At 64.1% G+C, this 22,602-nt stretch carries 20 protein-coding genes; 13 read left to right on the forward strand and 7 right to left on the reverse strand.

Annotated features, from left to right (window positions below; genetic code table 11):
• Positions 1–7 precede the first annotated feature (7 nt).
• Genes ACEN9F_RS29590 through ACEN9F_RS29600 form a run of 3 tightly spaced genes read left to right on the forward strand, consistent with a single transcriptional unit; the run spans position 8 to position 3,784 of the window.
• Positions 8–760 carry a DUF899 domain-containing protein gene (locus ACEN9F_RS29590; RefSeq protein ID WP_413426045.1) on the forward strand — a complete coding sequence of 251 codons (753 nt, stop codon included), beginning with the start codon at positions 8–10 and terminating at the stop codon, positions 758–760.
• Positions 753–1,301 (forward strand): hypothetical protein, encoded by a 549-nt coding sequence (locus tag ACEN9F_RS29595; protein WP_413426047.1) that lies wholly within the window; start codon positions 753–755, stop codon positions 1,299–1,301. The genes ACEN9F_RS29590 and ACEN9F_RS29595 overlap by 8 nt, the downstream gene beginning before the upstream one ends.
• Positions 1,298–3,784: a DUF4157 domain-containing protein gene (locus tag ACEN9F_RS29600; RefSeq protein ID WP_413426048.1), complete on the forward strand. Its 2,487-nt coding sequence runs from the start codon at positions 1,298–1,300 to the stop codon at positions 3,782–3,784. The genes ACEN9F_RS29595 and ACEN9F_RS29600 overlap by 4 nt, the downstream gene beginning before the upstream one ends.
• Before the next feature lie 75 nt (positions 3,785–3,859).
• On the opposite strand, the gene ACEN9F_RS29605 is transcribed toward ACEN9F_RS29600, so the two are convergent.
• A complete protein-coding gene (locus ACEN9F_RS29605) occupies positions 3,860–5,260 on the reverse strand; it encodes a DEAD/DEAH box helicase (RefSeq protein WP_413426050.1) in 1,401 nt (466 codons plus the stop codon).
• 369 nt (positions 5,261–5,629) lie between these two features.
• Between ACEN9F_RS29605 and ACEN9F_RS29610 the strand changes: the two genes are divergently transcribed.
• Positions 5,630–6,280 (forward strand): transglutaminase-like domain-containing protein, encoded by a 651-nt coding sequence (locus ACEN9F_RS29610; protein ID WP_413426052.1) that lies wholly within the window; start codon positions 5,630–5,632, stop codon positions 6,278–6,280.
• Positions 6,281–6,340: 60 nt separating this feature from the next.
• On the opposite strand, the gene fabI is transcribed toward ACEN9F_RS29610, so the two are convergent.
• Positions 6,341–7,132 carry an enoyl-ACP reductase FabI gene (gene fabI, locus ACEN9F_RS29615; protein ID WP_413426054.1) on the reverse strand — a complete coding sequence of 264 codons (792 nt, stop codon included), beginning with the start codon at positions 7,130–7,132 and terminating at the stop codon, positions 6,341–6,343.
• A 199-nt stretch (positions 7,133–7,331) separates the two neighbouring features.
• On the reverse strand, positions 7,332–8,720 hold the full coding sequence (locus ACEN9F_RS29620; protein WP_413426056.1) for a transglycosylase SLT domain-containing protein: 1,389 nt from the start codon (positions 8,718–8,720) through the stop codon (positions 7,332–7,334).
• A 227-nt stretch (positions 8,721–8,947) separates the two neighbouring features.
• Between ACEN9F_RS29620 and ACEN9F_RS29625 the strand changes: the two genes are divergently transcribed.
• Both ACEN9F_RS29625 and ACEN9F_RS29630 read left to right on the forward strand, forming a co-directional pair.
• Positions 8,948–9,505, forward strand: coding sequence for a DUF1415 domain-containing protein (locus ACEN9F_RS29625; RefSeq protein ID WP_413426058.1), 558 nt, complete (start codon positions 8,948–8,950; stop codon positions 9,503–9,505).
• Complete coding sequence (locus ACEN9F_RS29630; RefSeq protein WP_413426060.1) at positions 9,505–9,693, forward strand: DUF1289 domain-containing protein; 189 nt, start codon at positions 9,505–9,507, stop codon at positions 9,691–9,693. The genes ACEN9F_RS29625 and ACEN9F_RS29630 overlap by 1 nt, the downstream gene beginning before the upstream one ends.
• 43 nt (positions 9,694–9,736) lie before the next feature.
• On the opposite strand, the gene ACEN9F_RS29635 is transcribed toward ACEN9F_RS29630, so the two are convergent.
• Positions 9,737–10,246, reverse strand: coding sequence for a DUF1993 domain-containing protein (locus tag ACEN9F_RS29635; protein WP_413426062.1), 510 nt, complete (start codon positions 10,244–10,246; stop codon positions 9,737–9,739).
• Between the two features lie 178 nt (positions 10,247–10,424).
• Here ACEN9F_RS29635 and ACEN9F_RS29640 point away from each other — a divergent pair, with 178 nt between their 5' ends.
• Together ACEN9F_RS29640 and ACEN9F_RS29645 are read left to right on the forward strand one after the other, a co-directional pair.
• Positions 10,425–13,544, forward strand: a complete 3,120-nt coding sequence (locus tag ACEN9F_RS29640; RefSeq protein WP_413426064.1) for an EAL domain-containing protein — start codon at positions 10,425–10,427, stop codon at positions 13,542–13,544.
• Between the two features lie 21 nt (positions 13,545–13,565).
• The gene (locus ACEN9F_RS29645) at positions 13,566–15,839 is read left to right on the forward strand and encodes a molybdopterin cofactor-binding domain-containing protein (RefSeq protein ID WP_413426066.1); all 2,274 of its coding nucleotides are present in this window, start codon (positions 13,566–13,568) and stop codon (positions 15,837–15,839) included.
• Here ACEN9F_RS29645 and ACEN9F_RS29650 read toward each other — a convergent pair.
• On the reverse strand, positions 15,836–16,264 hold the full coding sequence (locus ACEN9F_RS29650; RefSeq protein ID WP_413426068.1) for a thioredoxin family protein: 429 nt from the start codon (positions 16,262–16,264) through the stop codon (positions 15,836–15,838). The two genes, ACEN9F_RS29645 and ACEN9F_RS29650, sit on opposite strands and share 4 nt — an antisense overlap.
• Before the next feature lie 95 nt (positions 16,265–16,359).
• Here ACEN9F_RS29650 and tsaB point away from each other — a divergent pair, with 95 nt between their 5' ends.
• The 4 genes from tsaB to ACEN9F_RS29670 are packed head-to-tail and all read left to right on the forward strand — an operon-like array spanning position 16,360 to position 19,466.
• The gene (tsaB, locus tag ACEN9F_RS29655; protein WP_413426070.1) at positions 16,360–17,058 is read left to right on the forward strand and encodes a tRNA (adenosine(37)-N6)-threonylcarbamoyltransferase complex dimerization subunit type 1 TsaB; all 699 of its coding nucleotides are present in this window, start codon (positions 16,360–16,362) and stop codon (positions 17,056–17,058) included.
• The gene (rimI, locus tag ACEN9F_RS29660; RefSeq protein ID WP_413426071.1) at positions 17,055–17,525 is read left to right on the forward strand and encodes a ribosomal protein S18-alanine N-acetyltransferase; all 471 of its coding nucleotides are present in this window, start codon (positions 17,055–17,057) and stop codon (positions 17,523–17,525) included. The genes tsaB and rimI overlap by 4 nt, the downstream gene beginning before the upstream one ends.
• Positions 17,522–18,481, forward strand: a complete 960-nt coding sequence (locus ACEN9F_RS29665) for a uracil-DNA glycosylase (RefSeq protein ID WP_413426073.1) — start codon at positions 17,522–17,524, stop codon at positions 18,479–18,481. Before rimI ends, ACEN9F_RS29665 begins: the two co-directional genes overlap by 4 nt.
• The gene (locus ACEN9F_RS29670; protein ID WP_413426075.1) at positions 18,474–19,466 is read left to right on the forward strand and encodes a DUF1853 family protein; all 993 of its coding nucleotides are present in this window, start codon (positions 18,474–18,476) and stop codon (positions 19,464–19,466) included. Before ACEN9F_RS29665 ends, ACEN9F_RS29670 begins: the two co-directional genes overlap by 8 nt.
• Here ACEN9F_RS29670 and ACEN9F_RS29675 read toward each other — a convergent pair.
• A complete protein-coding gene (locus ACEN9F_RS29675) occupies positions 19,463–20,365 on the reverse strand; it encodes a LysR substrate-binding domain-containing protein (protein ID WP_413426077.1) in 903 nt (300 codons plus the stop codon). The genes ACEN9F_RS29670 and ACEN9F_RS29675 overlap by 4 nt on opposite strands.
• 100 nt (positions 20,366–20,465) lie before the next feature.
• On the opposite strand from ACEN9F_RS29675, the gene ACEN9F_RS29680 reads away from it, so the two are divergent.
• Positions 20,466–21,314 carry an oxidoreductase gene (locus tag ACEN9F_RS29680; protein WP_413426079.1) on the forward strand — a complete coding sequence of 283 codons (849 nt, stop codon included), beginning with the start codon at positions 20,466–20,468 and terminating at the stop codon, positions 21,312–21,314.
• Here the strand turns inward: ACEN9F_RS29680 and lplT are convergent, their stop codons facing one another.
• Positions 21,315–22,577 (reverse strand): lysophospholipid transporter LplT, encoded by a 1,263-nt coding sequence (gene lplT / locus ACEN9F_RS29685; protein WP_413426081.1) that lies wholly within the window; start codon positions 22,575–22,577, stop codon positions 21,315–21,317.
• Between the last annotated feature and the right edge of the window lie 25 nt (positions 22,578–22,602).

Genomic DNA, 22,602 nt, shown 5'->3' on the forward strand with positions numbered 1-22,602 from the left:
GAACATCATGGATACAGTGACTGCCAAACCTCATGCCGTGGTCTCCAGCGAGCAATGGGTGCAAGAACGCAAAGCCCTGCTGGTGCGCGAGAAGGAACTGATGCGCCTGCACGACCAGATCGCCGGCGAACGCCGCGCGCTGCCGTGGGTGCGGGTCGACAAGGACTATGCTTTCGATGCGCCGGAAGGCCGGCGCTCGCTCGCCGAGTTGTTTGAAGGCCGCCGCCAGCTGGTGGTGCAGCATTTCATGTTCACGCCGGGCGCGGAGCAGGGCTGCGCGCATTGTTCGTACATGGCGGACCATACCGATGGCGCGCTGGCGCACCTGGCGCAGCGCGATGTGACGCTGGTGGCCGTCTCGCGCGCGCCGCTGGCCGATCTTGAGCGCTTCCGCCAGCGCATGGGCTGGCATTTCAAGTGGGTCTCCTCGGACGACGGCGATTTCAATTACGACTTCAATGTCAGCTTCACGCCGGAAGAGATCGCCCAGGGCGAGGTCTATTACAACTATAAGAAACAGGCCTTCCCGCATCCGGACGCGCCCGGCGTCAGCGTGTTCTACAAAGACGATGCGGGCGAGGTGTATCACACTTATTCGACCTACGGGCGCGGCGTGGAGGTGATGATGCACACCTATAACTTCCTCGACCTCACGCCGATGGGCCGCGACGAGGAGGGCTTGCCCTATACGATGGCGTGGGTGCGCCACCATGACCGCTACCAGCCGACTGGCGCGACCAGTTCGTGCTGCCATGGCTAGCGTTTGGCCGTGGCTGGCGGTGGCGGGGCTGGGCGCCTTGCACGGGCTGAACCCCGCCACCGGCTGGATGTTTGCCGCCGCTTCCGGCGTACGGGCCCGCAACCGGACGCAGTCGCTGCGGGCATTGGCGCCGATCGCGATCGGGCATGCGGCGTCGGTGGCGCTGGTGGCTGGCGCCATCGCGCTGGGTCTGGCGATGGATCGCGAGCTGCTGCTGGCGCTGGCGGGCGTGGTGCTGGTGGCGCTGCTGCTGTGCCACCGCCGGCGTGCGGGGTTGGCGATGTGGTCCTTCATCATGTCCACCGTACACGGCGCCGGATTGATGCTGGTGCCGGCGCTGATACCGCTGTGCCTCGCGGACACGCCGGCGCGCGACATCGGCGCATCCGGTTCGCTGATGCTGGCGCTGGCGGCGGTCGGCCTGCATATGGCGGCGATGCTGGCCGTCACCGGTGCGGTCGCGTATGCGGTGTGCCTGATTTCAAGGAACTGCGCGCCGCCCGGCCGGCGCGCGGATGGTATTCCTGGCCGGGGGCCTTGAGCATTAAGACGTGCGTCGAGGAAAATGGTACATTGCTCGGTGTTGTCATCGGCACAAATTTTATGTCTTATACAACCGCCAATAAAACCGAGGCTGCGCAGGAATCACGGCAATCCAGGCCGGAGGATGCCGCGCTTCAATTTGTCGACAGCCGAAGTGAAACCGCCGCGCAATTGGCGCGGCAGGAGATGATGGCGGGCAGCCCGCAAACGAAGGGGCTACGCAGCATGCAGGCGGCGATGAACAATACCGGCTTGCCCAGCCAGCTCAAATCCGGCATTGAATCGTTGTCCGGTTTGAGCATGGATGATGTGCGGGTGCACTATAACTCCGACAAGCCGGCGCAACTGCATGCACATGCGTATGCGCAGGGGAACGAGATCCATGTGGCGCCCGGCCAGGAGCGGCACTTGCCCCATGAAGCATGGCATGTGGTGCAGCAGGCGCAGGGCAGGGTACGGCCCACCATGCAGATGAAGGGCGATGTGCGGGTCAACGACGATGCCGGCCTGGAGGCGGAAGCCGACCTGATGGGACAGAAGGCGCTGCAGGCCGGGGCCGATGACGTTTCTCAAGGAAAGCCGTTGCGGCCGTTGAATCCGCCGGCCCGGCCGGATGCCGCCGCGCAGCGCCGGCCTTGGCTGGACAACCCGGCGACCGGGGTTTACCGGGACACGGCGGGGACCAACTATGCTTTTGTCACCACGCAGGGGGGCAAGGCGAATCGCGGCGTTTTCATTCCTTATGCGAATCTCGACGCGTTGTACGCGCTGATCGCTCCGCTGGTGGCCGATGCGCGAGCGACTCAAGGGCTGAATGAGGCGGCAGCTATCAATCAGCTCAGTAATCTGTACGCGTTCGGCCCCGCCGCCTTGTTCGCCGCGGTCCAGCCGGTGCACATGGAAAGTGGCCGGGTGCTCATTAATATTGGGAACCTGGCCCCTTATCCCGGCATCATCCTGGGGCTGGTCAAGTTGGGAGCGCAGGGCTTTCCGAACCTGCGCAACGAGGGCGGCGGCTCGCGTCTGCCGGCAGCCGAGGGCAGCCTCTACATCAGCAGGCCGCACTTCGCGACCAAGGCCTTGGTGCTGGCGTCGCTGAATATTCCCGTCGATAAGTTTCCCGACTATGATGGCGTCAACGCGGTGTTGGTCGATTCCTTCGGCGATGCCGTGGCGCGCGCGGCGCTCGACAAACAGGCCGGCGCCAACACCTTTGCCGGCGATGGCTTCGTCTATGCCTCCACGGTGAGGGCCCCCGCGTCGGCGTCGCGCAAATACACCGCAAACGGCCGCAACTATGACGACACGTTCTCGAATATCGCCAACCCCAGTCTTGCTTTCACCAGGCTGAACAACGCCTACGAGGCCTTGGCCGGTCCGGCCGACTCCGGCTGGGTCAGCGACCTGGCGGGCGGGCGCGACGGCGATCAGAACACGGTCATGGGCAAATGGGGCGCGCTGGGCGCGGCGGCGTTTCATAATGCGTTCCGCTCGGCGAACGGCGGCGTCGTGCCGGTCGACCAGAACTGGGAGTGGCTGCACATCCGCGGCGCGCAGATCGGCGGCGAGACGGAGCAGGGCAATCTGCTGGCCGGTACCTTTGTCGCCAACAGCCAGATGATCCCGTTCGAAAGCCAGATTCAGCGCTGGCATCAGGGCAACCACGGCAAGATTTTCGCGCGCTTCACGGCGACGGTGCGCGATCGCATCCTGGCCCAGAGCATCAAGATCGAAATCTCCGCGCTGGATCACCCCGCGCTGGGTACCATCCCTCAAGATGCGCCGCTGACCATTGAGTTTTTCCCGCTGGATGGCGTGGTGATCGACAAGCTGACGGGCAAGATTCAACAGAAGAAGTTCCGCGAGCAGGCCGAGGGCCGCGTGCGCGACTTTGAAGTCCGGCGCGCGCGCTGGGCCGAGCCGGAGCGGCCCTTGCCGTTTGGCGGACGGCAGTCCTCGGGGGAGCTGGTTCTCGCCAACGACGAGCGGCAGCTGTTTGACGGATTTGCCCAAAATGGGGTGCTCATTTCCCAAAGCCCCACCGAGCTCAGCGCCGAAGGCAGTTTCGATCATTTCTTCGGCAGTTACTTGCGATTGGATAATCCGCTGCCTGGCTTGGCGTCGCGGCTGCGCTTGCTGGGCCAGCATGGTTTTTCAATTCATGTGCCCGATTTCGGGTTCACGTTCAATGCCGAGCAATTGTCCCAGCCTGAACTGATATTCCAGCGGCTAGTGCCGAACCAATTGCGACTCAATGCGCCGCCGGCCGCCGATGACGATGTGGATGAACCTGGATTGGTGTCCGTCGGCACCAAAAGAAAGCATAGTTCGTCGGTGAAGATTCCCAAGAGGCTGCGCATCAAGATTTACCGCCCGGCCAACTATCAAGCGGCCGATTGGGCGAACCTGACCTCGGGCGCGCCGCCGCAACTGCAATTGCCGCCGTCGGATCAATCGGGAGGGCAGGGCGAGCCGCCGTAGCATCCGATGCGCAAAAAAAACGGCCACCAGATCGCTCTGGTGGCCGTTTCATATGATGCTTAGGTCAGCTGGCGATTAACGGTCGCCGTAGGTGCGACGGGCGCCGTCGGCGCTACGCGGGTTGCTGCCCTTGTAGCCGCCGCCGGTGCTGCCTTCCTTGCGCGGTGCGCCTGGCTTGCTGAACGTGCGCTGGCCTGGCTTGGCGCCGCCACGGTTGTCGCCTGGTTTCCAGCCGCCTGGACGCGAGGTCGAGCGTGGTGCGGAACCGGTTTTCTTCGGCTCGTAGCCTTCGATCACATTCACCGGAATCAGTTGCTTGGTGAAGCGTTCGATGCGCTTGACGTTCATGCCTTCGGCGTGGTTCACCAGCGAGATCGCCAGGCCGTTGCGGCCTGCGCGGCCGGTACGGCCGATGCGGTGGACGTAGTCTTCCGGGAACTTCGGCAGGTCGTAGTTGAACACGTGGGTGATCGTCGGCACGTCGATACCGCGGGCGGCAACGTCGGTGGCGATCAGGATCTTGACCTGGCCGCGGCGCAGGCTGTCCAGGGTGCGGTTACGCGCGCCCTGGTGCATGTCGCCGTGCAGTGCGGCTGCCGAGAAACCGGCGATGTTCAGACGGTCGGCGATGGTGTCGGCGTCACGCTTGGTGGCGGTGAACACAACCGCCTGGTCCAGCGAGTCGTCGCGCAGCAGGTGGTCCAGCAGGCGGTTCTTGTGCGACAGGTCGTCGACGAAGTGCACGCGCTGGGTGATGTTTTCATGCTTGTTGGCGGCGCTCATGATCTGGATGATCTGCGGCTCTTTGGTGATGCGGCGCGCCATGTTGCCGACGACGCCGTCCAGCGTGGCCGAGAACAGCATGGTTTGACGGGTCGACGGGGTCGCTTCGACGATCTTTTCGATGTCGTCGATGAAACCCATGTCCAGCATGCGGTCGGCTTCGTCCAGCACCAGGATTTCCAGTTGCGAGAAATCGATCTTGCCCGATTCCATGTGGTCGATCAGGCGGCCAGGGGTGGCGACCAGGATCTCAGGATTCTTGGCCAGCAGTTGCATCTGTTTCGGGTAAGGCATACCGCCCAGGATCGACACTGCTTTCAGACGACGCAGGTTGACGCTGTACTTGTCGGTATTGGAGGTTACTTGCAGGGCCAGTTCGCGGGTTGGGGTCAACACCAGCATTTTTGGCTGTGCAGCTTTGAAACGTGGGCGCTCGCCGCGCGCGCGGGCGGCTTGCATTTCTTGATTTGGAGTCTTGCCGGCAACTGCCGGGTCGATCTCGGACAAACGGTGCAGCGACGGCAGCATGAAGGCTGCAGTCTTGCCGGAACCGGTTTGCGAGGAAACCAACAAGTCCTTGCCTGCGATAGCGGCAGGGATGGCCTGCTGCTGAACTGGGGTCGGCGCGGTGTAGCCGGCGTCGGTCAGGGCTTTAATGATGGACGTGTTGAGACCAAGTGCTTCAAATGTCATTCTTTTCTTTCGTAAAAATCAGCGTGCGGAACAAAATCCGAACGCGAAATAGCAACGCCTACCAAAACGAAATGACTCAATCAAAATCGAAAGAAATTTCGGCACAAAAGCTTTGCGCCGGGACGGTGTCAGGTGCGACACCAAAGGCGGGAGGGCTTTATAGCGACATCAGGATGATGCGCTGAGGCTTGCGTAGCTGCTAAGTGTTTCAGGCGACTGCTATGTTGCAGCGCACAGGCGACACTATACAGCAGTCATGGCCATCTGTATAGGTCAATTCCGCTTTGCCGGCCCGATGCCCCCATGGCAGGTTGCACTGCAATAACAATAATCATGTTAAATTTACTATTTTCGTTAAGGGAGCAGGCTATGCGGCGTCAGCAGGATCAACAAGATAACAATGCCGTGCCTTCCGATGTTTCGCCTGCCTTCGTGGAGGCCAGCGAGGTGGTCGACTTCCATCATCCGGACGTGGCGGCGCTGGCGAGTACGTTGGCCGCCGATACGCCCGAGGAGACGGCGCGGCGCTGTTTTGAATGGGTGCGGGACCGGATTGAGCACAGCATCGATTTCAAGCGCGAGGAGGTCAGCTGCGGCGCCTCCGAGGCCTTGGCGCTCGGTACCGGCTTGTGCATCGCGAAAAGCCACTTGCTGGTGGCGCTGCTGCGCGCGAACGGCATGCCAGCGGGATTCTGCTACCAGCGGCTGACGTTGCGCGACGCCGGCTCGCCGTTTTGCACGCACGGGCTGGTGGCGGTGTGGCTGCCGGAGAGCGGCTGGTATCGCTGCGATGCGCGCGGCAACAAGGCCACCGTCCATTGCGAGTTCACGCCTGGCCGGGAAAACCTGGCGTTTCCCGTGGTGAACGAAGGGGAATGCCTCTACCCGCAGATATGGGCGCAGCCGTGGCCGGATCTGGTGCAGCGCATGCGCGTCCTGCCATCCATTGCCGCCTATTGCGAGTCGCCCATCGATGCGGAGCCGCCGAAATCCGGTGTCGTGTCCGAATGTCGGCACTGACACCGGACAAAAAAACGCCCTGCATGCAGGGCGTTTTCAGCTTGGCGAGGCGGGCAAGGCTTAGGTGTAGTCTTCCGCGTTCAGGCCCATGACGTGCGAGAAGCCGCCGTCGACGTAGGTGATTTCGCCGGTGATGCCCGAGGCCAGGTCCGACAGCATGAAGGCGGCGGTGTTGCCCACTTCTTCAATGGTGACGTTGCGGCGCAGCGGCGCGTGCGACGAGGCAAAGCCCAGCAGCTTGCCGAAATCCTTGATGCCGGACGCGGCCAGCGTCTTGATCGGACCGGCCGAGATGCCGTTGGCACGGATGCCCAGCTTGCCCAGGTTTTCCGCCAGGTAGCGTACCGACGCTTCCAGCGATGCCTTGGCCAGGCCCATGGTGTTGTAGTAAGGGATGGCGCGCACCGCACCCAGGTACGACAGCGTCAGCAGCGACGAGCCTTCCTTCAGTAGCGGCAGCGCGGCCTTGGCCATCGCCGGGAAGCTGTAGGCCGAGATGTCGTGGGCGATGCGGAAGTTTTCGCGGGTCAGGCCGTCCAGGAACTCGCCGGCGATCGCTTCGCGCGGCGCGAAGCCGATCGCGTGCACCAGGCCGTCCAGCTGCGACCAGTTCTGGCCCAGGTCGGCGAACAGGGCGGCGATCTGCTCGTCGCTGCCGACGTCGCAGTCGAACACCAGCTTGCTGTCGAATTCCGCGGCGAATTCCGTGATGCGGTCTTTGAAGCGTTCGCCGACGTAGGTGAACGCCAGTTCGGCGCCTTCGCGATGGCAAGCCTTGGCGATACCGTAAGCGATGGAACGGTTCGACAGCAAACCAGTGATGAGGATTTTTTTGCCTTGCAAGAACGCCATAGGGACTCCGATTGCGACTGCGCGGCCTGGCTTGCTCTGGGGCGAGCTGGCTGGCTGCGTCAGTGGGGTTGTTTTTTAGTGTGTGAAGCTATTGCCTGACACGCAAGACCAAGATTGTAGGACGTGTCAGCCGCGACTGCAACCTTTGATCGCCGCCGCCGCCCCGTTTCCGCCGTGGCGGGCCGGGGCCGGGCCGGCGTTAATTGTCGTTTTTGCGGCGCGGCTTGGCTTTGGCGGCATTGCGCGGCACGCGCGCCTTGACCAGCGAGACCGGGCTGGACTTCTCTGCCTTGCCGTGGCCCTTGGCCAGTTTGTAGCCCTTGGCCGATTTGCCGGCGGCGCGCTCGGCTTCAAACGCCATGGTGGCGTTGTCGGCCACTTCCGGCGCGATGTCCACCTTGGCCGAGGTCGAGATGCGCGGCACCAGGATGGTGGAGCCGGCTTTCAGCATCGAGCGCTGCGGAATGTTGTTGGCCTGGCGTATCACTTCCGGCGTGGTGTGGAAGCGCGAGGCCAGCGTGCCGATGCTTTCGCGCGCGCTGGTGATCTTGTGCGTGGTCCAGGTCGACAGGTCCTTGCCCCATTGCGCCAGGTTCAGGTGGAACTTTTCGGCGTTTTCCTTGGGCAGCAGGATCTTGGTCTGGTCGTCGCCGGTGATCACCGGACGCTTGAATTGCGGGTTCAGCGCCTTGAACTCGTCCACCGACAGCTCGGCCAGGTGGGCGGCGATGGTCAGGTCGATGTCGCTGGTCTTGTCGACCGCGGTGAAGTAGGGCGTGTTGTCGACCACCGGCAGGTTGAGGCCGAACTGGGTCGGATTGGCGATGATGTTCTTGACCGCCTGCAGCTTGGGCACGTAGTTGCGGGTTTCTGCCGGCATCAGGTCGGCCAGGCTTTCAAAGTCGGTCGGCTTGCCGAGCGACTGGTTTTTCTTGATGGCGCGCTGCACCGAGCCTTCGCCCCAGTTGTAGGCGGCCAGCGCCAGTTGCCAGTCGCCGAACATGTCATACAGGCGCTGCAGGTAGGTCAGGGCGGCGTCGGTCGAGGCCAGGATGCCGCGGCGCTCGTCCTTGAAGGCGTCCTGCTTGAGGTTGAAGTCGCGGCCGGTGCCCGGCACGAATTGCCACATGCCGGCCGCGTTGGCGCTCGACAGGGCTTCCGGGTTGAACGCCGATTCGATGAACGGCAGCAGCGCCAGCTCGGTCGGCATGCCGCGCTTTTCCAGTTCGGTGACGACGTGGAACAGGTAGCGCGAGGCGCGCGCCGTGGTGCGGGCGATGTAGTCGGGACGGGTGGCGTACCAGGTCACATGCTTGCCGACCAGGTCGTTATTAATATCCGGAATGGCGTAGCCGCTGCGGATGCGGCCCCAGACATCTTTCTCGTGGAAAGCATCATCCTCGGCAAGTTTTGCCGGTTTGTTAACTTTGAGGGAGGTGACGTCGAGGGCGGGAGGTTTTGGCAGGGGAGACAGCGGCGCGGTCGCCGCCGGCAGGCCCGGCGCCTCATCATGGGCCAGGCCGATGGCCGGCGCCAGTAGCGCCAGCAGGGCTGCAACAGCCGCAGATTGAGAAATTCGTGATTGCATAGTTTTCCATTGTTGCCGATGTGAAACATCGGGTGGACTATGAATAAACGTGGAGTGTACGAAGGTCATCCGGTCGAGTCAAGAACTATGTCAACCATATGACTAATTCTTATATGTAATAGTTCCAAGCAGATAAGGCTCAGATCGCTACAAAATGGCTGAAGTATGAGATGGCGCAAAGAGTGCGTACAATCCTGCTTTTGAGTAGTCACCTGAGGAATTGCATTATGAGTAGCCCCGCCATCGATCGCGACGTCGTCATCGCAGAGACCGTCACCTGGCTGGAAAAGGCCGTCATCGGCCTGAACCTGTGTCCGTTCGCCAAAGCCGTCCACGTCAAGCAGCAGATCCGCTATGTGGTGAGCGACGCCGAAACGCCGGAAGCGCTGCTGGAAAAGCTGATGGAGGAGTTGCAGTACCTGGCCGACGCCGATCCGGAGAAGGTCGACACGACCATGCTGATCCATCCGAACGTGCTGACCGATTTCGAGGAATACAACGAGTTCCTCGACGTGGCCGACGCCGCGCTGGAAGAGCTGGAACTGGACGGCGAGCTGCAAGTGGCCAGCTTCCACCCCGACTACCAGTTTGCCGATACGCACAAGAACGATATCGACAACTACACCAACCGCTCGCCCTACCCGACGCTGCACCTGCTGCGCGAGGAGAGCGTGGAGCGCGCGGTCGAGGCCTTCCCCGAGGCGGCCGACATCTTCGAAAAGAATATCGAGACCCTGCGCACCCTGGGCCATGACGGCTGGGACAAGCTGATGCAGGTGAAATAATGAGCGATTTGCCAATCCGGCCGGATACGCCCTGCGTGGCGGTGTGCTCGACCACGTTCGACGACGTCTGCCGCGGCTGCGGCCGCACGGTGGTGGAGGTGGCGCACTGGGTGTCCATGAGCGCCGACCAGAAGGAACTGGTGTGGCAACGCATCCTGGCGCAGGGCTACCCGCGCCGGAATACCTGACCCGGCGGCGTCATTCCCGCGTGCGCGGGAATGACGGGCTGGATCAGTAGGTACCGATGAAGTTCTTCTTGCCGATGTCCAGGCCGTTGTGGCGCAGGATGTCGTAGGCGGTGGTGGCGTGGAAGAAGAAATGCGGGATCGCGTAGTGGAACAGATAGGTCTGGCCGGTGAAGTGCTTGGTCTTCTCGCCGCTGCCGGTGGTGATGGCGCGCTCTTCGCTGCCTTCGATCGACGCCTGCGGCACGCTGTCGATGTACGCCAGGGTCTTGACGATGCGCGCTTTCAGCTCGGCGAAGCTGACTTCGCTGTCTTCATACGACGGCACTTCCAGGCCGCCCAGGCGGGCTGCCGCGCCCTTGGCGAAATCGCAGGCGATCTGGATCTGGCGGGTGAACGGCAGCATGTCCGGGAACAGGCGGAACTGCAGCAGCGCGTTTGGTTCGATTTTTTTCTCGGCGGCGTGGGCTTCGGCCTTGTCCAGGATGGCGTGCAGACTGTTCAGGATCTGCTTGAACACAGGAATAGAGGCGGAGTACATGGAGAAGGTGGTCATGGCGAATTCCTTGTGTTGAAAAATGAGCCGCGATCATAGCGCGCCTGTGGGTTTTTTGCTTGCAAGATGATTTTCCGGCCATTTTGCGTGCATAATTCTGGTTAGTAACTATAAAAGTTTGCTATGCCACCCAACTTCAGCCTGATGATGCAAACTTATCACTATCCTGTGCCGGTGCATGACTAGCACCATCTATCAAAGAATGCGCGCCCGCCTGAGCGCGCTATACGGTCTGTCCATCTACGGTGCGCTGCTGCTGGTCGTGTTCGGCGGCCTGGTGATCCCGGCCATCATCGGCAGCTACCTGCTGATCGGCGTGCACGAGCAGCAGTCGGCGCGCGTCGCCCTGAACGAATCGCTGCAGCGCAATGCCGACATCCTGGCGCTGGGCATGCAGGAATCCCTGTGGAATATGAATGCCGAATCGGCCCATTCGCTGGTCGAATCGGTGATGCGCGACCAGTCCGTGCTGCAGGTGCAGGTGGTCGGCCAGGCCGACACCCAGTTCATGCACGTGCATTCGCCGCGCCAGGCCACCGGCAATGTGTTCCGCGCCGAGCGCGAGATCCTGGTGCGCGGCGAGCGTATCGGCCGCATCATGGTCGAGATGGACGACGCCCGCAGCCAGCTGGAGCTGAGCAAGAAGCAGGTGTCCTACGTGTTCGTGCTGGCGGCGCAGCTGACCGTGTCGCTGCTGCTGATCGTGCTGTTCCTGAATTCGCGCCTGATCAAGCCGCTGCGCAAGCTGATGCGCTTCTCCGACCGCCTGTCGCACGGCGACTTCGAAACCCGCCTCGACCTGCGCGGCAGCGACGAACTGGGCCGCCTGGCCGCGCAACTGGAGCAGATGCGGGTGGCGATCAAGCGCCTGTTCGAGGACATCGGCCAGCGCGAGGAACGCTTCCGCACCATCGTCACGCAGGTGCCGGGCGCGGTGTTCCGCTTCCGGCCCGACGGTCCGATCGACTTCGTCTCGGACGCCATCGAGGACATCTCCGGCTACTCGGCCGCGCAGTTCATGCGCAGCACCACCCATTCCTGGACCAACCTGATCGCGCCGGAAGACCGCAAGAAGCAGCGCCGCGCCGTGTCGCAGGCGATCCGCGACGGCCAGTCGTATGAAGTCGAATACCGCATCCTGGACGCCGCCGGCACCGAGCGCTGGGTGGCCGAGAACGGCCAGCCGCAGCAGCACGACGGCGACGGCAACGCGCCTTGGGTGGACGGCATCATCTCCGACATCAGCCAGCGCAAGCACAACGAGATGCGCATCGAGGCGCTGCTGGCCGAGCAAAGCGCGATCCTGGACAACGTGATGTTCGGCGTGATGTTCGTGCGTAACCGCAGCATCGTCTCGGTCAACCGCCGCTGCGAGGAGCTGTTCGGCTACGAGCCGGGCGCGATGACGGGCGCCTCCACCTCGATCCTGTTCCCGAACTCCTTCGACTTCGAATCGGCCGGCGCGCGCCAGTATCCCTCGCTGTCCAAGGGCGACTACTTCAACGAAGAGCGCAACTACCGCCGCCGGGACGGCAGCCAGTTCTGGTGCATGGTCAGCGGCTACGCGCTGGACCACAACCGCGCCAACGAAGGCAGCATCTGGGTGTACGCCGACATCACCGCACGTAAGGAAGCGGAAGAGAAGCTGCGCCTGTCCGCCACCGTGATCGAGCACATCGCCGACGGCGTGGTGGTGCTGGACGCGGCGGGCACCATCGTCGCCGTCAACCCGGCCTTCACCCAGATCACCGGCTACGCGGAAGCGGAAGCGCTGGGCAAGGACCGCACGCTGACGCGCTCCGGCCGCCACGACGAAGATTTTTACAGCGCCATGTGGCGCGAGCAGCTGCAGAACGGCTTCTGGCGCGGCGAGATCTGGAACCAGCGCAAGAACGGCGAGCTGTATCTGGAGTGGCTGACGGTGAGCGCGGTGCGCGACAGCCGCGGCGAGACCACGCACTATGTCGGCGTCTTCAGCGACATCACCAAGGCCAAGGAGTCGCAGGAAAAGCTGGATCACCTGGCGCACCACGATCCGCTGACCGCGCTGCCGAACCGCCTGCTGTTCCACGACCGCCTGCAGCACGCCTTGCAGCGCGCCTCGCGCGACGGCGAGCAGCTGGCGCTGTTGTTCATCGACCTGGACCGCTTCAAGAACGTCAACGACACGCTGGGCCACCACATCGGCGACGAACTGCTCAAGCAGGTCGCCAAGGCCTTGCAGGAGCGCCTGCGCGAAGGCGATACGCTGGCGCGGCTGGGCGGAGACGAATTCATCGTGCTGCTGGAGGATATCGACAACCAGTACGGCGCCAGCCTGGTCGCGGAAAAACTGGTGCAGATGTTCGAGCAGCCGTTCATGGTCGCGGGCCACGAATTGTTCGTCACCTGCAGCGTGGGCATCAGCCTGTTCCCGGACGACGCGACCGATCTGAATATGCTGATCCGTAACGCCGACGTGGCGATGTACCAGGCCAAGGCGCGCGGCCGCAACGGCTACAGCTTCTATGCGCCGTCGATGACGGGCGAGGGCGTCGAGCGCTTGCGCCTGGAGACCTTCCTGCGCCGCTCGATCGAGAAGGACGAGATCTTCCTCAACTATCAGCCGCAGGTGGAGATCGACACCGGCCGCCTGATCGGCGCCGAGGCGCTGGTGCGCTGGAATCATCCGGAGCTGGGCCTGATTCCGCCGATCCGTTTCATTCCGCTGGCCGAGGATACGGGCTTCATCAACCAGCTGGGCAAGTGGGTGTTGTACGAAGCCTGCCGCCAGATGGTGCGTTGGCAGGAAGCCGGCTTGCATGTGCCGAAAATCGCGGTCAACCTGTCGGCCAAGCAGTTCGAGCGCGGCAGCATTGTCAACATGGTGGCCGACATCCTGCGCGAGACCGGCCTCGAGCCGCAGCGCCTGCAGCTGGAAGTGACCGAGTCGGTGATCATGAACACCGGCGACGCGATGGTCTTCATCAACGACCTGCACTCGATCGGCGTCGGTTTGGCGATCGACGATTTCGGCACCGGCTATTCGTCGCTGGCCTACCTGAAGCAGCTGCCGGTGCAGACGCTGAAGATCGACCGTTCCTTCATCAAGGATATTTCGACCGACGCTAACGACGAGGCGATCGCCATCGCGATTATCCAGCTGGGCAAGAGCATGAACCTGTCGGTGATCGCGGAAGGCGTGGAGACCGAAGAACAGGCGGCCTTCCTGCTGCGTCACGGATGCTATCAGGCGCAGGGCTATTTCTACAGCCGGCCGCTGGCGGCGGACGACATGCTGACGCGCTGGAAAAAATAAAAAATACACGGGGAGACCGTCATGCAGGGAGCGCATAAAATATCGCGCCGTCGTTTTATCTTGAGCGGTGCCGCAGCGGCAGGCGCGCTGGTGGTCGGCTGGGGCGTGATGCCGGCCAGGCAGCGCCTGAACGGATCGCATCCCTTGCCGCTGACCGGCGGCGCGGTGGCGCTCAACGGCTGGGTCGCCATCGCGCCCGACGGCACGGTGACGGTGGCCATGCCGCGCAGCGAGATGGGGCAGGGCATCCATACCGCCTTGCCGATGCTGGTGGCGGAGGAGCTGGACGTGCCGCTGTCCAGCGTGCATCTGGTACAGGCGCCCATCGATAAAATCTTCGGCAATATCGCCATGCTCAAGGACGGTTTGCCCTTCCATCCCGACGATACCGGCCGCCTGAAGGCCGCCGTGACGTGGACGGTGGGGAAGGTGGCGCGCGAGCTGGGATTGATCATCACCGGCGGTTCTTCCAGCGTGAAGGATGCCTGGGAGCCGATGCGCGAGGCCGGGGCCTCGGCGCGCGCGCAACTGATCGCCGCCGCGGCCGCGTACTGGAGCGCGCGGCCGGCGGATTGCCGCACCGAGAACGGCCACGTGATCCATGCCGACGGTCGCCGCCGCGCGTACGGCGAGCTGCTGGCGCTGGCCGTCACGTCCGCGCCGGGCGAGGTGCGCCTGAAGTCGCCGGATGACTTCAAGCTGATAGGCCGCGCGCAGCCGCGCCGCGATACGCCGTCCAAGGTGAATGGCACGGCCATCTTCGGCATCGACGCGCGTCCGCCGGGCATGCTGTATGCGGCGCTGCATATGTCGCCGGTGATCGGCGGCACGGTCGCCAGCGTCAATGCCGGCGCGGCGCTGAAAATGCCGGGCGTGGTCAAGGTGGTCGACTTTTCCAGCGCGCTGCCGGAGAAGACCGGCGCCGGCGCGGGCGTGGCCGTCATCGCCAAAACCTGGTGGCAGGCCAGGCAGGCCGCGCCAGCGCTGGAGATCAAATGGAACGACGGCCCGCATGCAGGCCTGTCCAGCGCCGCCATCTATGCCGAATTCGCGGCGCAACTCGACAAGGAAGCCGGCTACGCCTACTACAAGGCCGGCGACATGGATGCGGTGGAGGGCCGGGCGGCCGGCGTCGCCAAAACCGTCAAGGCCGAGTACCGGGCGCCCTACCTGGCGCATGCGGCGATGGAGCCGATCAACTGCACCGCGCAGGTCAAGGATGGCAAGGTGCATCTGTGGGCGCCGACGCAATCGCCCGGCTTCGCGGTGGAAGTCGCGGCCAAGGTGGCCGGCGTGTCTGCCGACGACGTGGTGCTGGAAGTGACGATGCTGGGCGGCGGCTTTGGCCGCCGGCTGGACGTGGACATGATCGCCCAGGCGGTGGCGATCGCCAAACAGGCTGACGGTCACCCGGTGCAGCTGATCTGGTCGCGCGAGGAAGACACCACCCACGATGTGTACCGCCCGGCGGCGCTGGCGCGCTTCAGTGCCACGCTGGACGCGGCGGGCAAGGTGCTGGGCTACGACAACAAGTCGGCGAGCGGTTCGGTGTCGCACCAGTTCTTCAAGCGGAATCTCGGGCTACCTGCGGGCGGACCGGACAAGACCACCGCCGAAGGCGAATTCGATATGCAGTACCACTTCGCCAACCAGCGCATCAGCCACGTGATCGTGGACAGCCCGGTGCCGCTGGGCTACTGGCGTTCCGTGGGCCACTCGCACAACGCCTTCTTCAAAGAGAGCTTCATCGACGAACTGGCGCACGCGGCGGGCAAGGACGGCGTGGAGTTCCGGCGCGGCCTGCTGCTGCAGCACCCGCGCCATCTGGCGGTATTGAACGCGGCGGTGGCCAAGGCCGGCGCCGCGCCGGCCGGGCGCGCGCATGGCGTGGCCTTGCACCAGTCCTTCGGCACTATCGTCGCCCAGGTGGCGGAAGTGTCGGTGGAGGGCACGGAGATCCGCGTGCACCGCGTGGTGTGCGCGGTCGATTGCGGCATCGCGGTCAATCCGAACATCGTCGCGCAGCAGGTGGAATCGGCGGTGGTGTTTGGGCTGTCGGCCGCGCTGTTCGGCAATGTGACCATCAAGGATGGCAAGGTCGAGCAGACCAACTTCCACGACTATCCGGTGCTGCGCATGAACCAGGCGCCTGAAGTCGAAACCATCATCATGCCAAGCGCCGCGCATCCGGAAGGCATGGGCGAGCCGGCCACGCCGCCGATCGCGCCGGCGGTGGCGAATGCTGTCTTTAAATTGACCGGGAAACGCTTGCGCAGCCTGCCGCTGACGCTTTAAGCCTGCGCGTTGCGCATCAACGTGCGCAGGTTGCAGTCGCGCTGCCATTGGGCGCGCTCTTCGTTGTTGGCGATCAGTTCCTGCATTTCGGCGTCGGTCTGCGCGGACTGGGCCAGCACCAGGCGGTGCGCCAGGCCGGCGTCCGGCAGCATGGTGCCGAAGAAGGCCACCAGCTCGTGATGCTGGATCAGCAAGGTGGGGAAGTTTTCCACGTCCAGGTCGCCCACGACGTCGGCGTGATCCTCGATGTCGATCCATACGAAGAACTTGTCCGGATGGCGTCCGGCCACGTCCTCGAACGTGGTGCGGTAGGATTCGCAGGTGCCGCACCAGGCGGCGCACAGGCAGGCCACGATCCAGCGGTCGCCGGCCAGGGCGGCGGCCACTTCTTCGCGGTTGTCGGAATTCAGGGTCAAACTGTGCATGCTGTGATCGGCCAAAGGTGCGCTCAGCGCCAAATCGCGTATTCTACATCCCCTCGCAGGGTCGCGCCTGCAAGCCGGTCGGGTTAAAATACGGGATGCCTATCATTCTTGCCATCGAAACATCCTCCGAACAAGCCTCCTGCGCGTTGCTGCGGGGCGAAACCGTCATTACCCGCGTCTCCGAAGGCGTGCGTACCCATTCCCAGTCGGTGTTGCCGATGGTCCAGGAACTGCTGGCCGAGGCCGGTATCGCACTGAAAGACTGCGACGCGGTTGCCTTCGGCTCCGGCCCCGGTTCGTTTACCGGCGTGCGCACCGCTTGCGGCATCGCCCAGGGCCTGGGGTTCGGCGGTAATCTGCCGGTGGTGCCGGTGGTGACCCTGGATGCGATGGCGCTGGCCTGCCACCAGCAGCACGGCGCCAATGAGGTGCTGACGGTGCTGGATGCCCGCATGGGCGAGGTTTATTGGGCGCAGTACCGGTTCGATGGCGACGCGCTGGCCGCAGTGCTGGCGCCGGTGCTGTCGGCGCCGGGCGACGTGCAGCCGCAGGGCGCGCCTGTCGCTTGCGGCAACGGCTTGTCGGCCTACGCCGATGCATTCCCGGCCGGCGGCCACGCGACAGTGATGCCGCATGCGGCGCAGGTCGCGCAATTGGCGGCCATCGATTTCGCTGCCGGCAAGACCGTGACGGCGGCCGAGGCACAGCCGCTGTATCTGCGTAACAAGATCGCTTACACGCAGGCCGAGCGCCGCGACATGGCAGTCGCCAAAGCGGCCGAAGGTGGCGCATGAAGCAGTTGTGGGACCTGGCTCGACTGAATTACGAGCCGATGCAGCAGTCCGACCTGGCCGATGTGCTGGCGCTGGAGGAAAGCGTCTATCCGCACCCGTGGAGCATGGGGAATTTTGCCGATTCGCTGAGCAGCAATTATGAGGCTTGGGTGCTGCGCGACCAGGATGGCTATCTGCTGGGTTATTTCCTGCTGATGGCGATCGTCGATGAGGCGCATCTGCTGAATGTGGCGGTGTCGGCGGAGAAGCAGGGCCAGGGGCTGGGACGGTTTTTGCTGAATCAGGCCGTGGCGTGCGCGCGCGGGCTGGGCATGGAGTCGGTGCTGCTGGAAGTGCGGCCATCGAATACGCGGGCGCTGCAGATCTACGAGCGCTATGGATTTAAACACATCGGCCGACGCAAGGGATATTACCCGGCGGCGAACCAGCAACGCGAGGACGCAATCGTTATGCGGTTTGAAGTATGAGTCAGTCGGGACGTAGTGCGGTGTTCCTGGAGGAGATGGGCGTCGGCGCGCAATGGAAGTTGCGGCATGTGGCGGCGCTAGCTGAGCGCGAGCCGGCTGACGAGGATGCAGGCGTATCGGCCGCGCCGGTCGCGGAAATGCCGCCGGTCGCCGTTGTCGCGCAACCGGCCGCCGCGCCAGCGCCAGCCGCGCACGCAGCCCGGGCCGAGCAGGAAGCCGTCCCGCCGGCCGCAGCCGCGCAGCCGCAAGCCCAGCCGCCCGCCGCCCGCGTAGCCCCGTCCGCCGAGCCGTCGTCGCCGGCGGACGACGCCACGTATGCTCCTGAAGGCGATTCCACCGCGTGGTTCGACGATGCCCCCGCACCGGCCCGCAGCGCGCCGGTCAGCGACGAGGCGATCGCCGCGATGGACTGGCCTGCATTGAGGAATGCCGTGTCGACCTGCACCCGCTGCACCCTGTGCGACACGCGCCGCAATGCCGTCAACGGCCGTGGCGCCGACGACGCCTCGTGGATCGCCATCGTCGCCGCCCCATCGCGCCTGGATGAAAAAGACAACCTGCCGGTCACCGGCGAAGCCGGCCTGCTGCTGGACAATATGCTGAAAGCGATCTCGCTCAAGCCCGACGCCGACGTCTACGTGACCAACCTGGTCAAGTGCCGCCCCTCCAATCCGGACGGCAGCGACCGCGCGCCAGGCATCGACGAGCTGACGGCCTGCCGTCCGTTCTTCGACCGCGAGCTGGCGCTGACCGGCGCCACGATGGCCATGACCTTCGGCCAGTTCGCCGCCAAGGGGCTGATGATGGGCCCGGCCGCGCGCGGCAAGGTGATGCGCTACGGCGCCGCCGAACTGCCCGTCGTCGCCACCTATCACCCCGACGACCTGCTGCGCAAGCCGGAAGACAAAGCCAAGGCCTGGGGCGACCTGTGCCTGGCGAAGGCGGCCCGTGACTAGCCCGCCGCCCGGCGCGCCAGCAGCGCTGCCGCCGGGCGCGGAGACGTATCAATCCCTGTTTGAGCGGCGCTGGCCGAACCTGGCCAACCCGCACGTGCGCGCGCTGGCCTGGCTGCTGGACGCGCCCGACCTGCTGGACCCGGCCTCGCCGCACTGGCAAGGCCGCATCGCCAGCCTGGGCGCAATGCCGCCGGAGACCGCCGAATGGCTGGCCGCGCTGGAGCAAGACCCGATCCCGCTCGAATCCGCACTCGGCACGCGCCACTACTCGCGCCTCGGCCTGTACGCTGAAAAGCTGATGGCCTTCTACTTCGCCGAGCACGGCAAGCTGGTCGCGCACGGCCTGCAGGTGCGCGCCAACCGCAACGACACGGTCGGCGAGTTCGACTTCCTGCTACGCGATGGCGATGACCTGGTGCACATCGAATTCGCCACCAAGTTCTACCTGCTGGACGCCGATGCGGCGGGCGCCGGCTTCAACGGCCTGATCGGCCCCAACCTGGCCGACACGCTGGGCGCCAAGATGCGCAAGATCTTCGACAAGCAACTCTCGCTGGCCCGGCATCCGGCCGCGCAAGCGCTGCTGCCGCAAGCGGTGGCGCGCGCGCAGGCGCTGGTCAAGGGCTGGCTGTTCTACCCGGACAGCAACGGCGCCGCAGCGATGGAAGGCATCTCGCAACCGCACTGCAACGGCTTCTGGATGACGCTGTCGGAGGCGCGGAACCTGCCGGACGGCGACTACGTCGTCATGCCGCGCCTGCATTGGCTGGCGCCGCTGAAGTCGCCGTCCGACGCGGGCATGAGCAAGCAGGAGTTGTTGGCCGCGCTGGCCGATCACATGGCGCAAATCGCCGCGCCCGTGATGGTGGCGGCGATGCGGCTGGAAGGGGAATGGCTGGTCGAACAGCGGCGGGGCTTCATCGTCCCCGACGACTGGCATGCGCAAGCCGCGCTGCGCCGCCGGGACGGGACGTTGCCTGCTTAAGGCCGCTTCGAGACGAAGTCGACAAACGCCCGCAATGGCGCCGGCAGATGGCGGCGTCCCGGGTAGTACAAAAACGGCCCCGGGAAAGTCAGCCACCAGTCCTGCAGTATCGGTTGCAATCGGCCCGATGTCATATGCGGCTCCAGCCACTCTTCAAACAGATAGATCACGCCATGTCCAGCCACGGCGGCGTTTACCGCCAGGTCGGCTTCGGTGGGGGTGACGATCAATGGGCCGCTGGGTTCGACACTCAGTGTTTGCCCGTCGCGCTCGAATTCCCATGGCGGCATGGCGCCGCTGAGAAATTTGCCGCGCAGGCAGGCGTGCCGCAGCAGGTCGCGCGGGTGTTCGGGCACGCCGCGCCGCGCCAGGTAGGCGGGCGAAGCGGCCACCGAGAAGCGTTGCGTGCGCGGACCGATGGGGACCGCGATCATGTCCTGCTCCAGCCGTTCGCCGTAGCGTATGCCGGCATCGCAGCCGCTGGCGACCAGGTCGACAAAATTATTATCGACCACAATGTCCAGCGTGATGTCGGGATATGCGCCGAGAAACTGATCGACGATGGGCTGCAGGAAAAAACGCGCCGCGCTCACCGGGACGTTGAGCCGCAGGGTGCCGCGCGGGCTGTCGCGCAGCTGGTTCAGGACGTCGAGCGCGCTGGCGACTTCGCTCAGGGCCGGCTGCAGGCGGCTCAGCAGCAGCGCACCGGCCTCGGTCGGCGTGACGCTGCGGGTGGTGCGCAGCAGCAGCCGGATGCCTAGCTGGTTTTCCAATCGGCGGACTGACTCGCTCAGCGCCGACGCCGACTGTCCGCTGGCACGCGCGGCCTGGCGGAACCCGCGGTGCTGGACGACCAGGGTGAAGGTGGACAGGTCGGCCAGGGAGTGTATGTCGGTCATTGTGCGGAATTTCGTACAGCCTGTGTGGGATTGCTGGGATTATCACACACTATCATCGTCGCTATGATTTGCCTGTCACTCACCCCATACAGGAGTTTTCATGAGCACCCAATTCACGCCCGCCCTTTGCGACATCCCCTTCAACCGCATCGGCTACGGCGCGATGCAACTGGCCGGCCCGCATGTGTGGGGAGCGCCCAGGGATCGCGCCGGCGCGGTGGCCGTGCTGCGCGAGGCTATCGAACTGGGCGTCAACCATATCGATACCTCGGATTTTTACGGGCCGCATGTCACCAACGAGATCATCCGCGAGGCGCTGCATCCGTACCGGGATGGCCTGACCATCGTCACCAAGATAGGCTTCCGGCGCGGGGCGGACCAGTCGTGGCTGCCGGCTGCGTCGGCGCAGGAGCTACGCGAAGCGGTGCACGACAACCTGCGCAACCTGGGGCTGGAGAGGCTCGACGTGGTCAATCTGCGCGCGCCAGGCATCGCCGGCCCGGACGGTTCTTCGATAGGCGAGGCAATGGCCACGATGGTGCGCTTGAAGGAGGAGGGCTTGATACGGCACATCGGCCTGAGCAACGTCGATGCACGGCAGGTGGCCGAGGCGCGGCAGGTCACTGGCATTGTGTGCGTTCAGAATCACTACAACCTGGCGCAGCGCGGCGATGACGCACTGATCGACGCGCTGGCTGCGCAAGGCATCGCTTACGTGCCGTATTTTCCGTTGGGTGGATTCACGCCGCTGCAGTCGGATGCGTTGACGCAGGCGGCCGTCACGCTGCGGGCCACGCCGATGCAGGTGGCGCTGGCCTGGCTGCTCCAGCGCGCTCCCAATATCCTGGTGATTCCAGGCACCTCGTCGGTGGCCCATCTGCGTGAAAATGTCGCCGCCGGGGCGCTGCAACTGGATGCTGCGACGCTGGCGGCGTTGAACGCGATGTGATCAGTGCTTGGCTTCGCCGATCAGCGCGATCGAATCGAATTCGCGCTGGTTGGCCTTGTGCTTGCGCATGATGAAGAACATGGTGCCGGCCAGGAACAGGCCGAACAGCAGGATGATGACGTCCAGGTTCAGGTGGCCGCGCAGCATCAGCGAGTACACCGCCAGCATCGTCAGGATGGACAGGTTTTCATTGAAATTCTGCACCGCGATCGAGTGGCCGGCGCTCATCAGCACGTGGCCGCGGTGTTGCAGCAGCGCGTTCATCGGCACCAGGAAGAAGCCGCCCAGCAGGCCGACCAGGACCAGCAGCGGATAGGCCAGCATGACCGAATGGACCATCGTCATGCCCATCACAATCACGCCCATCGCTATGCCGACAGGAATCACGGACAGCGACTGGCGCAGCGTGATGAAGCGCGCGGAAATCACCGCGCCCAGCGCCACGCCGATGGCGACCACGCCGACCAGGCTGGTCGACTGCTCATAGGTCAGGTGCAGCGTGCGGTTGGCCCACTCCAGCACGATGAATTGCAGCGTCTGCGCCGCGCCCCAGAACAGGGTGGTCACACCCAGCGAGATCTGGCCCAGCTTGTCTTTCCACAGCAGCGCGAAGCAATTGGCGAAGTCGGTGATCAGCTTGACCGGGTTGCGTTCCTGGTGGCCATAGACGCAGCCGGTGTCCGGGATGCGCGTATTGAACAGCGCCGCAATCATATAGATGCCGACCACCACGCACAGCGCGGCCTGGGTCGGGGTCTCGATGCCGGTGTCGATGACCGGCATGTCGAAGCCCAGCAGGAAGGACGAGACCCGCCCGCCGACCAGCGCGCCGCCCATGACGGTGCCGAAAATAATGGAAATAACCGTCAAGCCTTCGACCCAGCCGTTTGCGGCGACCAGTTTCTCGGCCGGCAGCAATTCGGTCAGGATGCCGTATTTGGCCGGCGAATAAACCGCTGCGCCAAAACCGACGATGGCGTAGGCCAATAATGGATGGACGTGGGCGAAAATCAGCAGACAGCCGCCAACCTTGATCAGGTTGGAGATGAACATGACCTTGCCTTTGGGCATCGAATCGGCGAAAGCGCCGACAAATGCCGCCAACAGCACGTAAAAGAGGGTAAATGAGAGCTTCAGGAGCGGCGTGATCCACCCTGGGGATTGCATCGTAACCAGCAGGTCGATCGCAACAAAGAGCAACGCATTATCCGCCAAGGACGAAAAGAACTGCGCTGCCATGATGGTATAGAAACCACGATTCATTCTGGGATAGCCTGAAAACTTATCT

The organism is Duganella sp. CT11-25 (assembly GCF_047302815.1).
Lineage (GTDB): Bacteria > Pseudomonadota > Gammaproteobacteria > Burkholderiales > Burkholderiaceae_D > Rugamonas.

Excerpts from the sequence above, each read along its gene's own strand:
- ACEN9F_RS29610 (WP_413426052.1), top strand. The coding sequence starts at position 5,630 with ATGCGGCGTCAGCAGGATCAACAAGATAACAATGCCGTGCCTTCCGAT.
- ACEN9F_RS29645 (WP_413426066.1), top strand. The coding sequence starts at position 13,566 with ATGCAGGGAGCGCATAAAATATCGCGCCGTCGTTTTATCTTGAGCGGT.
- ACEN9F_RS29675 (WP_413426077.1), bottom strand. The coding sequence starts at position 20,365 with ATGACCGACATACACTCCCTGGCCGACCTGTCCACCTTCACCCTGGTC.
- ACEN9F_RS29625 (WP_413426058.1), top strand. The coding sequence starts at position 8,948 with ATGAGTAGCCCCGCCATCGATCGCGACGTCGTCATCGCAGAGACCGTC.
- tsaB (WP_413426070.1), top strand. The coding sequence starts at position 16,360 with ATGCCTATCATTCTTGCCATCGAAACATCCTCCGAACAAGCCTCCTGC.
- ACEN9F_RS29650 (WP_413426068.1), bottom strand. The coding sequence starts at position 16,264 with ATGCACAGTTTGACCCTGAATTCCGACAACCGCGAAGAAGTGGCCGCC.
- ACEN9F_RS29620 (WP_413426056.1), bottom strand. The coding sequence starts at position 8,720 with ATGCAATCACGAATTTCTCAATCTGCGGCTGTTGCAGCCCTGCTGGCG.
- ACEN9F_RS29680 (WP_413426079.1), top strand. The coding sequence starts at position 20,466 with ATGAGCACCCAATTCACGCCCGCCCTTTGCGACATCCCCTTCAACCGC.
- ACEN9F_RS29635 (WP_413426062.1), bottom strand. The coding sequence starts at position 10,246 with ATGACCACCTTCTCCATGTACTCCGCCTCTATTCCTGTGTTCAAGCAG.
- ACEN9F_RS29665 (WP_413426073.1), top strand. The coding sequence starts at position 17,522 with ATGAGTCAGTCGGGACGTAGTGCGGTGTTCCTGGAGGAGATGGGCGTC.
- fabI (WP_413426054.1), bottom strand. The coding sequence starts at position 7,132 with ATGGCGTTCTTGCAAGGCAAAAAAATCCTCATCACTGGTTTGCTGTCG.
- ACEN9F_RS29640 (WP_413426064.1), top strand. The coding sequence starts at position 10,425 with ATGACTAGCACCATCTATCAAAGAATGCGCGCCCGCCTGAGCGCGCTA.
- rimI (WP_413426071.1), top strand. The coding sequence starts at position 17,055 with ATGAAGCAGTTGTGGGACCTGGCTCGACTGAATTACGAGCCGATGCAG.
- lplT (WP_413426081.1), bottom strand. The coding sequence starts at position 22,577 with ATGAATCGTGGTTTCTATACCATCATGGCAGCGCAGTTCTTTTCGTCC.
- ACEN9F_RS29595 (WP_413426047.1), top strand. The coding sequence starts at position 753 with ATGGCTAGCGTTTGGCCGTGGCTGGCGGTGGCGGGGCTGGGCGCCTTG.
- ACEN9F_RS29630 (WP_413426060.1), top strand. The coding sequence starts at position 9,505 with ATGAGCGATTTGCCAATCCGGCCGGATACGCCCTGCGTGGCGGTGTGC.
- ACEN9F_RS29605 (WP_413426050.1), bottom strand. The coding sequence starts at position 5,260 with ATGACATTTGAAGCACTTGGTCTCAACACGTCCATCATTAAAGCCCTG.
- ACEN9F_RS29590 (WP_413426045.1), top strand. The coding sequence starts at position 8 with ATGGATACAGTGACTGCCAAACCTCATGCCGTGGTCTCCAGCGAGCAA.